Source organism: Pseudomonas sp. Y24-6, assembly GCF_020295325.1.
GTDB classification, from domain to species: Bacteria; Pseudomonadota; Gammaproteobacteria; order Pseudomonadales; family Pseudomonadaceae; genus Aquipseudomonas; species Aquipseudomonas gregormendelii.
On the sequence record NZ_JACBXG010000004.1, the window covers coordinates 18,313 to 31,449 of the forward strand.

General features: G+C 59.6%; 11 protein-coding genes. 3 read left to right on the forward strand and 8 right to left on the reverse strand.

Annotated features, from left to right (window positions below; translation table 11 throughout):
* Position 1: 1 nt before the first annotated feature.
* The 8 genes from HYI44_RS08910 to HYI44_RS08945 all read right to left on the reverse strand — a co-directional run bounded on the left by HYI44_RS08910 (position 2) and on the right by HYI44_RS08945 (position 8,490).
* Positions 2–811 carry a MetQ/NlpA family ABC transporter substrate-binding protein gene (locus HYI44_RS08910; RefSeq protein ID WP_122840767.1) on the reverse strand — a complete coding sequence of 270 codons (810 nt, stop codon included), beginning with the start codon at positions 809–811 and terminating at the stop codon, positions 2–4.
* 69 nt (positions 812–880) lie between these two features.
* Positions 881–2,239: an LLM class flavin-dependent oxidoreductase gene (locus HYI44_RS08915; RefSeq protein WP_225569226.1), complete on the reverse strand. Its 1,359-nt coding sequence runs from the start codon at positions 2,237–2,239 to the stop codon at positions 881–883.
* Positions 2,239–3,432: an SfnB family sulfur acquisition oxidoreductase gene (locus HYI44_RS08920; protein ID WP_225569227.1), complete on the reverse strand. Its 1,194-nt coding sequence runs from the start codon at positions 3,430–3,432 to the stop codon at positions 2,239–2,241. Before HYI44_RS08920 ends, HYI44_RS08915 begins: the two co-directional genes overlap by 1 nt.
* Positions 3,433–3,470: 38 nt before the next feature.
* Positions 3,471–4,712, reverse strand: a complete 1,242-nt coding sequence (locus tag HYI44_RS08925) for an SfnB family sulfur acquisition oxidoreductase (RefSeq protein WP_225569228.1) — start codon at positions 4,710–4,712, stop codon at positions 3,471–3,473.
* 316 nt (positions 4,713–5,028) lie between these two features.
* Positions 5,029–5,784, reverse strand: coding sequence for an L-cystine ABC transporter ATP-binding protein TcyN (tcyN, locus tag HYI44_RS08930; protein WP_225569229.1), 756 nt, complete (start codon positions 5,782–5,784; stop codon positions 5,029–5,031).
* A 4-nt stretch (positions 5,785–5,788) separates the two neighbouring features.
* The gene (gene tcyL / locus HYI44_RS08935) at positions 5,789–6,454 is read right to left on the reverse strand and encodes a cystine ABC transporter permease (RefSeq protein WP_122840762.1); all 666 of its coding nucleotides are present in this window, start codon (positions 6,452–6,454) and stop codon (positions 5,789–5,791) included.
* Entirely contained in the window at positions 6,454–7,248 is a 795-nt protein-coding gene (gene tcyJ, locus HYI44_RS08940; protein WP_045061303.1) for a cystine ABC transporter substrate-binding protein, read from the reverse strand. Before tcyJ ends, tcyL begins: the two co-directional genes overlap by 1 nt.
* 249 nt (positions 7,249–7,497) lie before the next feature.
* Entirely contained in the window at positions 7,498–8,490 is a 993-nt protein-coding gene (locus HYI44_RS08945) for a D-cysteine desulfhydrase (RefSeq protein WP_225569230.1), read from the reverse strand.
* Between the two features lie 190 nt (positions 8,491–8,680).
* Between HYI44_RS08945 and epsC the strand changes: the two genes are divergently transcribed.
* The 3 genes from epsC (at position 8,681) to mgrA (ending at position 13,095) form a co-directional block, all read left to right on the forward strand.
* The gene (gene epsC, locus HYI44_RS08950) at positions 8,681–9,607 is read left to right on the forward strand and encodes a serine O-acetyltransferase EpsC (protein ID WP_045061305.1); all 927 of its coding nucleotides are present in this window, start codon (positions 8,681–8,683) and stop codon (positions 9,605–9,607) included.
* Positions 9,608–10,034: 427 nt separating this feature from the next.
* A complete protein-coding gene (betT, locus tag HYI44_RS08955) occupies positions 10,035–11,990 on the forward strand; it encodes a choline transporter BetT (protein ID WP_163019513.1) in 1,956 nt (651 codons plus the stop codon).
* Positions 11,991–12,057: 67 nt separating this feature from the next.
* Positions 12,058–13,095, forward strand: a complete 1,038-nt coding sequence (gene mgrA / locus HYI44_RS08960; RefSeq protein WP_122840758.1) for an L-glyceraldehyde 3-phosphate reductase — start codon at positions 12,058–12,060, stop codon at positions 13,093–13,095.
* The last annotated feature ends 42 nt before the right edge of the window (positions 13,096–13,137 follow it).

The following is a 13,137-nucleotide window of genomic DNA, read 5'->3' on the forward strand; positions in this document are numbered from 1 at the left end:
CTCAGCTTTCCCAGCCAGCTTGATAGAGCTTGCCGTGGGCCTGGTCCAGGGCGGCGCGAACGGCTGGCGAATGCTGGTAGATGTCGACGAACTTGATCAGGCGCGGGTCGGTTTTGCTCTTGGGCTGGATCACGAACTGGATCACGTATTCCTTGTGATCAAGGCCGTCGAACAGCAGGGCAGAGCCAGCATCAAAAGTCTTGGACAGGCGGATGTAGGCCGGGTAGCCCTGTACCAGGTCGGCGTCATCGTATGCGCGTACCAGTTGCACCGCTTCGACCTGGAGAATCTTGATTTTCTTCGGGTTGGCGACGATGTCTTCTTCGGTGGCCTTGTAGCCGACACCCTGCTTGAGGGTGATCAGGCCGGCCTTGGCCAACAGCTGCAGGCCGCGGCCGCTGTTGATCGGGTCGTTGGCGATCGCGACGGTGGCGCCTTCTGGCAGCTCATCGAAGCTTTTGTATTTTTTCGAGTAGAGACCGACGTTATTGATGATTCCTGGCGCGAACGGCACCAGGTCAAACCCTGCGGCGGCCTTGGCGTTTTCCAGGAAAGGGATGTGCTGGAAGTAGTTCACGTCGATGTCGCCGGCGGCGAGGCTGACGTTGGGGGCGATCCAGTCGCTGAATTCGACGAGTTCGACTTTCAGGCCCTGCTTGTTGGCCTCTTCGACAGCGGCTTCCAGGGGAATGGCAAAGGCGGCGGTGGTACCGATCTTCAGTGGGGCGTCAGCGGCGAAGGTCACCGAGCTGAAGAGGCCGAGGGCCAGGGCCAGTACTTTGACTGGGTGAGAGATGAGCTTTTTGGTCATGATGGTTTTTCCAGTCAGTGCATGAAATTGGGGTGTTGGGTCGAATGTCATCGCGAGCAAGCTTTGCTCTTAGCGGCGGAACTCGGCGCCGATGTGTTGCGCTGGCAAATGCGCCTGCGCGTGGAACAGCTTCTCCCGCAGGCTGCCGTCGTCGTAAGCGGTCTTGTACGACCCTCGACGCTGCAACTCCGGAATCACCAGCTCGATGAAATCCACATAGCTTTCCGGTGTGACGATGCGCGTCAGGTTGAAGCCGTCGAGACCGGTCTCGGCGATCCACGATTCGAGTTCATCGGCCACTTGCTCCGGCGAACCGACCACGGTGATGTAGCGGCCACCGAGGGCGTGTTGTTCGAGCAATTTGCGTCGGGTCCAGTCATTGTTCTGCAGGTTTTTGGTCGCTGACTGGATGGCGTTGCTCTTTACGTACTGGATCGGCTCATCGATTTCGTAATCGGCAAAATCGATCCCGGTAGACGCCGAGAAGTGCGCCACGCCGGCTTCAGCGCTGGCGTAGCTCAGGTACTCGGCGTGCTTGTTCCAGGCAAGTTCTTCGGTGGCGCCGACGATCACGTTCAACCCCATGAACACCTTGATGTCCTCGGGCTTGCGTCCGGCCTCGACGGCACTGGCGCGCACCTTGTCCACCTGGGCCCTGGTCGACGGTTTGTTGTGGCCGCTGATGAACACGCACTCGGCGTGACGCCCGGCAAACAGCAGCCCGCGATCCGAGCTGCCAGCCTGGAACAGCACCGGCGTGCGTTGCGGTGAGGGTTCGCAGAGGTGATAACCCTCGACCTGATAGAACTCGCCCTTGTGCTCGACCTTGTGCACTTTGTCTGGTTGCGCATAGACGCGTTGCACGGGGTCGTTCACCACTGCACCGTCCTCCCAGCTGCCTTCCCAGAGCTTGTAGAGCACTTGCAGGTACTCATCAGCCTGGTCGTAGCGACGGTCGTGTTCGACCTGTTCGCGCAAGCCCATGGCTTTGGCCGCGCTGTCGAGATAACCGGTGACGATGTTCCAGCCAACCCGGCCTCGGCTCAGGTGGTCGAGCGTGGACATGCGCCGGGCGAACAGGTACGGCGGCTCGTAAGTGAGGTTTGCCGTCAGGCCGAAACCAAGATTGCGGGTGACGGCGGCCATGGCCGAAACCAGCAGCAGGGGATCGTTGACGGGCAGCTGGATTGATTCTTTGAGCGGCACGTCCACCGAATTCTGGTAGACGTCATACACCCCGACGATGTCGGCGATGAACAAGCCATCGAACAGCCCGCGCTCGAGCAGTTGCGCCAGTTCGGTCCAGTATTCGACGGTTTTATATTCGGTTGAGTTGTCCCGTGGATGGGTCCACAGGCCGTGATTGATGTGCCCGATGCAGTTCATGTTGAATGCATTGAGCAGGATCTTCTTCTTCGCAACGGTCATCAGATGGTCCCCCGTAGTGGCGGGTTTTCATCGTTGAGGTAGTAGTTGCCCACGGCGTGGTATTTCCAGCGCACCGGGTCGTGCAGGGTATGTACCCGGGCGTTGCGCCAGTGGCGATCCAGGCCATGTTCGATCAGGGTCGCCTGGCTGCCTGCCAATTCGAACAGTGTGCTGCCCGCCGCGAGAGAGATTTCGGTGCTGATGGCGCGGGCTTCGGCGACGGCAATCGAGGCTGCCGCGACGGTTGCGGCCTGGGTGTCGGCCTGGGCCTTGTCGAGGTATTCACCGGCGCGTTCCAGCAGCGCTTCGGCAGCGTGCAGGCGAATGCTCAAGTGGCCGAAGCTTTTGATGGTCAGCGGGTCTTCAGTGGCCTTTTCGTGGGTGGCGTCAATCCATGGCCGGGTCTTGGTGCGCACGAAGTGCAGCGCATCTTCGTAGGCGGCGCGGGCGATACCGGTGTCGATGGCCGCGTGGAGAATCTGCGCCAGGGGGCCGACTGGCGTTGGCCGCTCGAAAGCGCTTTGAAACGGGATCACGTCCTCGGCCGCGACGAACACATCTTCGAATACTACTGAGCCGCTGCCGGTGGTGCGCTGGCCGAACCCGCTCCAGTCGTCGATCACCGTCAGGCCTTTGCTGTGGCGCGGCACGAACGCCAGTTGCTGCACCCCATGCTCATCCACCACCGAGGTGGGGATGCGCTGGGCATAGATTGCGCCGGTGGCGTAGAACTTGCGACCGTTGATGCGATAGTCGTCGCCCTCTCTGGTGAGGCGAGTGACGCGGTCGTGGGCGGTTTTGGTGCCCAGTTCGGCGAGCGCATTGCCGAAGCGCTGGCCGGCCAATACTTCTGCGTACAGGCGTTTTTTCTGCTCTTCACTGCCGTTTACACGCAGCACTTCGAGGGCGTAGAAATGGTTTTGCGGAATTTGCCCCAGGGAGCCATCTGCCTGGGCGATCAGAGCGATGACCTTGGCCAATGTGACGTTGGACACGCCGGCGCCGCCATATTCTTCAGGCACGCTGATGCCCCAGAGGCCCGAGCGCGAAAACACTTCAAGTTCCGGGTGTGGCAAACGGCGTTCGCGGTCGCGCAGGGCGCTGTCGCGTTTGAAATCATCGGCCAGGTCACTGGCGACGACCAAGGCTTGCTCATCGCTGGTTATGACCGCGACGTGTTGAGAAAGAGGCATGTGCTTCTCCAGAGATCTGGTCAAAAGTGTTCCGGGGGTCAAATCCAGGAATGACGAGCCGGCAGGGTGCCGTTCAAGTGGTAAGTGCCGACCGCGTGATATTTCCAGCGCACCGGATCGTGCAGCGTGTGCACCCGCGCATTACGCCAGTGGCGGTCGAGATTGAATTCGGCGAGGGTGGCGCGACTGCCAGCCAGTTCGAAGAGTTTTTCACTGGCCTGTAACGAGATCTCGGTGGTCAGCACTTTGGCTTCGGCCACGGCTATCGAGGCTCGGGCCGCAGACTCGGCAGTCAGCGGCGTGGCGCTGACCTGATCAAGGACCTTGCCGGCTTTGCGCAACAGCGCTTCGGCTGCGTGCAGTTCGATTTTCAGCTTGCCGATGTCGGCGATCACATAGAGGTCGTCGCTGGCTCGTTCGACCTGGGCATCGATCCATGGCCGGGCACGGGTTTTCACGAACTCGATGGCGTCGTCGATGGCGCCCCGGGCGATACCGGCGTCAATCGCTGCCTGAATCAACTGCGAGACGGCGCCCTGGATATTGGGCGTGTCATTGATCTTCCAGTTATCCACGACCAGTTCAGGTTCAACCTGCACGTTGTTCAGCAGGATGGTGCCGCTGGCGGTAGTGCGCTGGCCAAAACCCGACCAGTCATCAACGATGCGCAAACCCGGCGTGCCGCGACGAACGAAGGCCAGGACTTGCTTGCCGTCGTCGTTGAGCGCCTTGACCGCTACCCAATGGGCGAACAGCGCGCCGGTTGAGTAGAATTTCTGCCCGTTGATCACGAAATCGTCGCCGCTCGGGGTGATTCGCGCCTTGAGTTCCAGAGTGTTTTTGGTGCCGCGCTCGGGACCGGCATTACCGATCCGCCAGCCTTGAAGCACGCTGGTGAACAACTGCTTTTTTTGCGCATCGGTGGCGCTGCCGAGCAGTAGATGAAGGATGCCGAACTGGTTCTGCGGGATTTGACCCAATGCCGGGTCGGCCGCGGAAATAATCGCGAACACCTCGGCCAGGGTCACGAAGGAAACCTGCGGGCCGCCGTATTCGCGGGGAATGGAAATACTGCCCAGGCCGCTACGGGTGAACTGTTCGATTTCCGACCAGGGCAGCTTGCGCTGCTGGTCGCGCCTGGCTGCTTGCAGGCGCGCGACCTGCGCGAGTTCACGAGCGGCCTTGATGGCTTGCGCATCGTTGCGCAGCACTTGTGCTGGCAATACCAACGGGGCGATGTCCAGATCACTCTGGACGAGTGCATCTGCCAGACTGGACATCAGTGCCACTCCTTGGCTGCACGCAATGCCCTGGCGTTCTGCACTGGGGTGATTGTGTTCCGGACCATACCTACCTCACATCTTCATGGAAACGCCGCGCGAGATGGCGGCGAACGAAATCAAGAATGTCCGGTGGTCCGGTGCATATACCGTAAGCGTGTATAAATAATAAATAAACTAACTTTTAGGAATATGCATAGAAGGTATGGCTGACTCTCACTCCCACGCAGACGTCTCGGTTTGAGCCGCACACAGGTTTTGAGTTTGTAACGCAAGGGAGACTTCCATCCTTGGAAGTTAAAGTATTGCGGGGAGGTTATGCGTGGGTGTTGTTCAGAAACTTGCTAAGGAATTGTTTAGTCCGTTCTTCTTGAGGATTGGCAAACAATGCTTTCGCCTCACCTTGTTCCACGATCACGCCCTTGTCGAAAAACACCACGCGGTTGGCGACATCCCGGGCGAACCCCATTTCATGAGTCACGATAACCATGGTGCGCTTCTCCTCGGCCAGACCGCGGATGGTCGACAGCACTTCACCCACCAGCTCCGGGTCCAGCGCTGAAGTCGGTTCATCGAACAAAATCACTTCCGGCTCCATCGCCAGCGCCCGGGCAATTGCCACGCGCTGTTGCTGGCCACCGGAGAGGCGCCTTGGATAGGCGTCTTCCTTGCCGGCCAGGCCGACCTTGGCCAAGAGTTTCTTACCCAAGGCGACAGCCTCGGCCTGGGGGATTTTTTTCACCACGATCGGCCCTTCGATGACATTTTCCAGGGCGGTGCGATGGGGGAACAGGTTGAAGTTCTGAAACACGAAACCCACGTGCTGGCGCAGGCGGCGCACCAGGCTTTGCTGCTGGTTCAGTGGACGGCTGCCATCGATTTCGATGTCGCCGACCTTGATCCGGCCGCTGGTGGGTTCTTCAAGAAAGTTCAGGCAGCGCAGGAAGGTGGTTTTGCCCGAGCCGCTAGGCCCGATGATCGCCACCACCTCGCCGGCCTTCACCTGCAGGTCGATGCCGTTGAGCACCACCTGACCCTTGAACTGCTTTGTCAGTTTTTCCACGACAATCATTGGGTCAGGACTCCTGGTCGTGCCGATTGACCCGCTCTTCCAACTTGTTCTGCAGGTGCGACAGCACCGTGGCTAGAATCCAGTAGATCAGTGCGGCGGCAAGATACATGGTGAAGATTTCGAAGGTACGAGCGGTGATCAGCTGCGCCTGGCGGAACAGTTCCGGCACCTGGATGGTGGCTGCCAGGGCGGTGTCCTTGACCAGCGAAATGAAGCTGTTGCCCAGTGGCGGCAGGGCCGTGCGCATCGCTTGCGGAAGAATGGCCCGGCGCAAGGTCTGCGCACGGGTCATGCCGATACTCGCGGCGGCTTCCCATTGGCCGCGTTCGATGGAGCTGATCGCGGCCCGCAGGATTTCGCAGGCGTAGGCGGCCATGTTCAGCGAGAAGCCAATCAGGGCCGCTGGCAACGGATCAAGTTCGACACCCAGTTGCGGCAAGCCGTAATAGATCACGAACAGTTGCACCAGCAACGGTGTGCCGCGAAAGAACGACACGTAGATCCGGGCGATCCAGCTCACCAGCTTGAAGCGCGACAAGCGCATCAAGGCCAGGCCAAAGCCCATCAGCAGGCCGAAAAACATGCCGCCCAGGCTCAAGATCACCGTGTAGTACGCGCCCTTCAGCAGGAAAGGCGCGGAATCCAGCGCGAGTTGGAAAGCCTCTTCCATTATTTAGTGACGTCAGCGTTGAAGTACTTTTCCGAAAGCTTGGTCAGTGTGCCGTCGGCACGCAGCTTGTCGATCGCCTTGTTCACGGCCGCCAGCAGTTCAGGTTCGCCTTTACGCAGGGCAATACCGGCTTCCTGACGGGAGAACGGTTCACCGGCGGCGGTGGTGTCCTTGGCCTTTTTGGCGTATTCCAGCGCTGCAAGGCGGTCGATCAGGATGGCGTCGATACGACCCACTCGCAGGTCCTGGAACTTGGTCGGATCATCTTCGTAAGTGCGCACGTCGGCGCCCGGTACGTTGGCTTTTACCCACTGTTCGTAGTTGGTGCCCAGGCCCACGCCGACTTTCTTGCCAGCGAGGTCATTGGCGGTTTTGATGGTGTCCTTGTTCTTGGTCAGAACCAGCGCCTGAATCCCGGAAACCGTGTACGGTTCGGAGAAGTCGTACTTCTTCTTGCGCTCTTCGGAAATGGTTACCTGGTTGACCACGGCGTCGAGGCGCTTGGATTCCAGGGCCGCGAGGATCCCGTCCCATTTGGTCGGTTGCAGCTTCACTTTCACGCCCAGTTCTTTGGCCAGGGCTTCGGAGAATTCAACTTCGAAGCCGGCCAGTTTGCCGTCGGCGTCGACGAAACTGAACGGTGGGTAGGTGCCTTCCAGGCCGACGTTGATCACGCCTGCGTCCTTGATTTTTTGCAGTTGCTCACCGGCAACGGCCTGGCCGATCAGGCCGGCGCTCAGCGCCAGGCCCAGCGAACCTACCAGCAGATTTCGACGTAGTACGGAAAAATTCATGACAAGCCCCTGTGGTTTCTTATGGGAAGACGCTTTAGGAAAGTTGGCAAATTCGGGATTGAAGCGACTGCATGATGCTGCCCTGAAGCAGCATATGTGTTTTGCCACAAATTCGCCTGCGGCGCGACTATATGATGACGGCGATAGATAATAAAATAATAAATATCGCTTCTTTTATTCGTTAAAAGAATAAGAGGCATGCCATTGCAGGAGCTGCCGAAGGCTGCGATCTTTTGATCTTGCAACCCGTCAAAGGAAATCCTTGTAAGCAAACAACGCCGGCGCCCCACCCGTGTGCAGGAAAATGATCGGTCCCTCATCAAAACGCTGCCGTCCAATCCCATCGAGCATGCCAGCCATGGCCTTGCCGGTGTACACCGGGTCCAGCAACAAGCCTTCCTGACTCGCCAGCAGTTTCACGGCCGACAAGGTACCGGCGTTGGGCTCGCCATAACGCGGGCCGAAATACTCGTCCCACAGTTGCACTTTGAAGGCTGGTGGCAGGCTCATACCCAACAGCTCTGCCGTGCGCTCGGCCAGCCCCTGCACCTTGGGGCGCTGCTCTTCATCGCTGCGCGATACGGTCACCCCGATCACTGGCAAATCCGGCAGTACTTCGCTCAAAGCCAAGGCCAGACCGCTGTGGGTCCCGGCGCTCCCGGAGGCAAGGACCACGGCGGCAAAGGTCAGGCCGGTGTCCTTGATCTGCTCGGCCAACTCAAGGCCGGCGCGCACGTAGCCCAGTGCACCCAGGGCATTCGAACCGCCAATCGGCACTACATATGGGTTCTTGCCATTGTTACGCAGGCGATCTGCCAGGGCCTGCAGTTGGCCGTCGGCATTGTCGAGGTTTTCCACCCGTTCAACCTTGGCGTCGAACAGGTCCAGTAGCAGGCGATTGCCATTGCCCAGGTAATTTTGGTCATCCGTGCCCAGGGGATCTTCCAACAGGGCGACGCAGCCCAGTCCCAGCTTGGCGGCCAGGGCTGCCGTTTGCCGCACGTGATTGGATTGCAGCGCCCCGGCGGTGATCAAGGTATCGGCACCCTGGGACAATGCGTCGGCTGCCAGGTACTCGAGCTTGCGCAGCTTGTTGCCGCCCATCGCCAGTGGCGTCAGGTCGTCGCGCTTGACGTAGACATCACGGCCCAGCCAGGTCGAGAGGCGTTCGAGTTTTTCCAGGGGCGTGGGCTGGCCGAGCAGGTCGAGGCGGTCAAAACGGGCGAGCTGTTGTTTGATCATGGTTCCGTACTGGCGGAGGAAGGTGTCAGGACTATAGGCAGCCCCAAATCCGTGGGCAACCGTGAATCTCTTATAGCTGAAAGTACTGAGTACAGCACTATTGGTTCTTAATTCGATTTTGAGACCTTGCCGTAAAGTAATTGCCGTCAAGGCGGCCAGACAGTCCGGCCGCCCGAGAGGAGTTTTTACCGTGAGCGAGCGTTCCAGCCATTGGCAGTTGCAGACCATCGTCAGCCAACTGCGTACAGCGCGTGATCAGTGGCGCACCCAGAATGGCCGTGTCAGCGGAGAGCAGGGCGGTCGGGAATTACCTTCCCGGGCGGCCATGGCGGAAATTCTTGAAGCGCTGTGTGGAGCATTGTTCCCGATGCGCCTGGGCCCTGTGGACCTGCGCGAGGAGAGCGAGGACTTCTACGTCGGCCACACCCTGGATGTCGCCTTAAACGCGTTGCTTGCCCAGGCACGCCTCGAACTGCGTTACGCCGCGCGCCACAGTGCGCAGGCCGATACCGAGGTCGAGGCGCGGACGATTCAGATCATCCAGGATTTCGCACTCGCCTTGCCGGGCCTGCGCAGTTTGCTGGACACCGACGTACTGGCGGCTTATCACGGCGACCCGGCGGCACGCAGTGTCGATGAAGTGCTGCTGTGCTATCCCGGCATCCTGGCGGTGATTCACCATCGCCTGGCGCACCATTTGTATCGCGCCGGCTTGCCCTTGCTGGCGCGGATCAGCGCGGAAATCGCGCACTCGGCCACCGGGATCGATATTCACCCTGGGGCGCAGATTGGCCGCAGCTTCTTTATTGATCACGGGACGGGCGTGGTGATTGGCGAGACGGCCATCATTGGCGAGCGCGTGCGGATTTATCAGGCGGTGACGCTAGGCGCCAAGAGGTTTCCGGCGGATGAGGACGGGCAGTTGCAGAAGGGCCATGCCCGGCATCCGATTGTCGAGGATGACGTGGTGATCTATGCCGGTGCGACGATCCTGGGGCGGATAACCATTGGCAAGGGCTCGACCATTGGCGGCAATGTCTGGCTGACTCGCAGTGTGCCGGCGGGGTGCAACCTGACACAGGCGAATCTGCAGCACGACGACGGGACGCAGAAGTAAGGGCTGAAATCCTCAGTGATCTTGCTAACGCCTTCGCGGGCAAGCCACGCTCCCACAGGATTGATGTCATTCGCGTAATTACCGTACGACACAACTCCTGTGGGAGCGTGGCTTGCCCGCGAAGGATTTCAAGCCGACCGAGATAATGGCATTTATCGCTACTTTCTTGCTGAACGAATACCTCCAGCCCCGCGTCATACCCTTCCTTGAGCTAGCGTACAGACAGTACCGCCGAGCCTTGCGATTAGTCCTTAGCGCCCTATTCATGTTTAACTTGAACGTTCATTCAAGTTAAAACCTTGGTTCGCTGCCCGCTCACAACAGGAGGCTTGCCTTTGCTGAGTCCGATTTTTACAGCCACATCCGCAACCGTTGAGGTGCACGCTTCATGAGTGCATCGTCTCTCCCTCCAAGCGGCCAGGTCCGCATGAATCCGCCGGTGTTCTACTTCGCGGCGACGTTTATCCTGCTGTTTGGCATTGTCGTCATCGCCATGCCTGAACAGGCCGGTGCCTGGCTTCTGGAAGCGCAAAACTGGGCGGCCAACACGGTCGGCTGGTATTACATGCTCGCGATGACCCTGTATCTGGTCTTCGTGGTGGTCACCGCCTTGTCCGGCTACGGCAAGATCAAGCTCGGTGCCGACCACGACGAACCCGAATTCAGTTACCTGTCCTGGGCCGGCATGCTGTTCGCCGCCGGGATCAGCATCACACTGTTCTTCTTTTGCGTGTCCGAACCGCTGACTCACCTGGCGCAACCGCCTCAAGGGGAAGCGGGCACGGCGGATGCCGCACGCCAGGCAATGCAGATTCTGTTCCTGCACTGGGGTCTGCACGGTTGGGGTGTGTTCGCGTTCGTGGGCATGGCGCTGGCTTACTTCGCCTACCGGCATAACCTGCCCCTGGCCTTGCGTTCGGCGCTGTACCCGCTGATTGGCAAGCGCATCAACGGCCCGATCGGCTACGCGGTGGATGGCTTTGGCATCATCGCCACGGTGTTCGGGCTGGGTGCCGACATGGGTTTTGGGGTGTTGCACCTCAATTCCGGCCTCGACTACCTGTTCGGTATCGCCCATACCCAGTGGATTCAGGTCGGCTTGATCACGCTGATGATGGGCGCGGCAATCATCGTTGCGGTGTCCGGCGTCGACAAAGGCGTGCGGGTGATGTCCGATATCAACATGCTGCTGGCCTGCGCGTTGCTGCTGTTTGTGTTGTTCGCCGGTCCTACCCAGCACTTGCTCAATACCTTGATCCAGAACATCGGCGACTATCTCGGCGCCTTGCCGATGAAGAGCTTCGACCTGTACGCCTATGACAAACCAAGCGACTGGCTGGGTGGCTGGACGGTGTTCTACTGGGCCTGGTGGATTGCGTGGTCGCCGTTCGTGGGGCTGTTCATCGCACGGATTTCCCGTGGCCGGACCATCCGCGAGTTCGTCTTTGGCGTATTGCTGATTCCGCTGGGTTTCACCCTGGCGTGGATGTCGATCTTCGGTAACAGCGCGATCGATCAGGTGCTCAATCACGGCATGAGTGCACTGGGCATGTCCGCCATCGACAACCCGTCGATGACGTTGTACCTGCTGCTGGAAACCTATCCGTGGAGCAAGACGGTGATCGCGGTCACCGTGTTCATCAGCTTCGTGTTTTTCGTCACCTCGGCCGACTCCGGCACGGTGGTGCTGTCGACGCTATCGGCCAAGGGGGGCAATCCCGATGAGGATGGCCCGAAATGGCTGCGAGTGTTCTGGGGCGCGATGACGGCGCTGGTGACCAGTGCGTTGCTGTTTTCCGGCAGTATCGATGCGCTCAAGTCAGCGGTGGTGCTGACCTCGCTGCCGTTCTCGCTGATTCTGCTGCTGATGATGTGGGGCCTGCACAAGGCGTTTTACCTGGAGTCGCAGAAGCAGATTGCGCAGCTGCATTCCCTTGCGCCGGTATCCGGCTCGCGGCGTGGCGGATGGCGTCAACGCTTGACTCAGGCCGTGCATTTCCCGTCGCGTGACGAAGTCTATCGCTTCCTTGATACGACGGTGCGCCCGGCGATTGAAGAAGTGACGGCCGTGTTCGTCGAGAAGGGCTTGAGCGTGGTCACTCAACCCGACCCGGCCAACGACAGCGTCAGCCTGGAAATCGGTCATGGCGAGGAGCACCCGTTCATCTATCAAGTGCAGATGCGCGGTTACTTCACCCCGTCCTTCGCCCGGGGTGGCATGGGCTCCAAGCAGCTCAACAATCGCCGTTACTACAGGGCTGAAGTGCATTTGGCCGAGGGCAGTCAGGACTATGATCTGGTCGGCTACACCAAGGAGCAGATCATCAACGACATCCTCGATCAGTACGAGCGGCACATGCAGTTCCTGCATTTGGTACGTTGATCAGGAAAGGTGAGGGCGTCATCGGGAGCAAGCTTTGCTCCCACAGAAATCAACGAGAGAGGATTCGATGATCTATACCGCTGCTGAAAATCGCTACGACTCGATCCCATACCGCCGCGTAGGCCGCAGCGGGCTGGTGCTGCCGGCGTTGTCGCTGGGCCTGTGGCACAACTTCGGCGACAGCACGCCGATCGACACCCAGCGCTCGTTGTTGCGCACGGCGTTTGACCTGGGCATCAACCACTTCGACCTGGCTAACAACTATGGCCCGCCCTACGGCAGTGCCGAGATCAACTTCGGTCGTTTGCTGCGTGAAGACTTCAAGCAGTACCGCGATGAACTGATCATCTCGAGCAAGGCCGGCTGGGACATGTGGCCCGGCCCCTATGGCCAGGGCGGCGGGTCGCGCAAGTATGTGCTGGCCAGCCTCGACCAGAGCTTGCAGCGCCTGGGCCTGGACTACGTTGATATCTTCTACTCGCACCGTTTCGACCCGGACACGCCACTGGAAGAAACTGCCAGCGCACTGGCAACAGCGGTGCAGCAAGGCAAGGCCCTGTACATTGGCATCTCGTCCTATTCCGGGGTGAAAACCCGCGAAATGGCCGAACTGTTGAAAGAATGGAAAGTGCCGCTGCTGATCCATCAACCGGCTTATAACTTGCTCAATCGCTGGGTGGAAAAGGACCTGCTGGATACCACCGACGAGCTCGGCACCGGGGTGATCGCCTTCACGCCGCTGGCCCAGGGTCTGCTGACTGACAAGTACCTCAACGGCGTCCCGGCGGATGCGCGGGTAAATCGTCCGGGGGGTGGCTCGTTGCAGGCCTCGCATTTGTCTGAAGCCAACATCGCTCATGTGCGCGCGCTGAACGAAATTGCCAAGCGTCGTGGCCAGAGCCTCGCGCAGTTGGCACTGGCCTGGACACTGCGGGACCCGCGGGTGACTTCGGCGCTGATCGGTGCAAGCCGGCCGGAGCAGATTATCGAGAACGTCGGGGCGTTGAAAAATCTGAGTTTCAGTGCTGAAGAGTTGGCGGAGATCGACCGGTTTGCCCAGGAAGGCGGGATCAATCTTTGGGAGAAGCCTTCGACGGCTGAGTAAGCGTCAGGCGTCAGGTTATCTGGCGCCTGTCAGATCGCCTTC

Coding starts and splice junctions, on each gene's coding strand:
- mgrA (WP_122840758.1), top strand. CDS start 12,058: ATGATCTATACCGCTGCTGAAAATCGCTACGACTCGATCCCATACCGC.
- HYI44_RS08910 (WP_122840767.1), bottom strand. CDS start 811: ATGACCAAAAAGCTCATCTCTCACCCAGTCAAAGTACTGGCCCTGGCC.
- HYI44_RS08920 (WP_225569227.1), bottom strand. CDS start 3,432: ATGCCTCTTTCTCAACACGTCGCGGTCATAACCAGCGATGAGCAAGCC.
- tcyL (WP_122840762.1), bottom strand. CDS start 6,454: ATGGAAGAGGCTTTCCAACTCGCGCTGGATTCCGCGCCTTTCCTGCTG.
- tcyJ (WP_045061303.1), bottom strand. CDS start 7,248: ATGAATTTTTCCGTACTACGTCGAAATCTGCTGGTAGGTTCGCTGGGC.
- HYI44_RS08915 (WP_225569226.1), bottom strand. CDS start 2,239: ATGACCGTTGCGAAGAAGAAGATCCTGCTCAATGCATTCAACATGAAC.
- HYI44_RS08925 (WP_225569228.1), bottom strand. CDS start 4,712: ATGTCCAGTCTGGCAGATGCACTCGTCCAGAGTGATCTGGACATCGCC.
- tcyN (WP_225569229.1), bottom strand. CDS start 5,784: ATGATTGTCGTGGAAAAACTGACAAAGCAGTTCAAGGGTCAGGTGGTG.
- betT (WP_163019513.1), top strand. CDS start 10,035: ATGAATCCGCCGGTGTTCTACTTCGCGGCGACGTTTATCCTGCTGTTT.
- HYI44_RS08945 (WP_225569230.1), bottom strand. CDS start 8,490: ATGATCAAACAACAGCTCGCCCGTTTTGACCGCCTCGACCTGCTCGGC.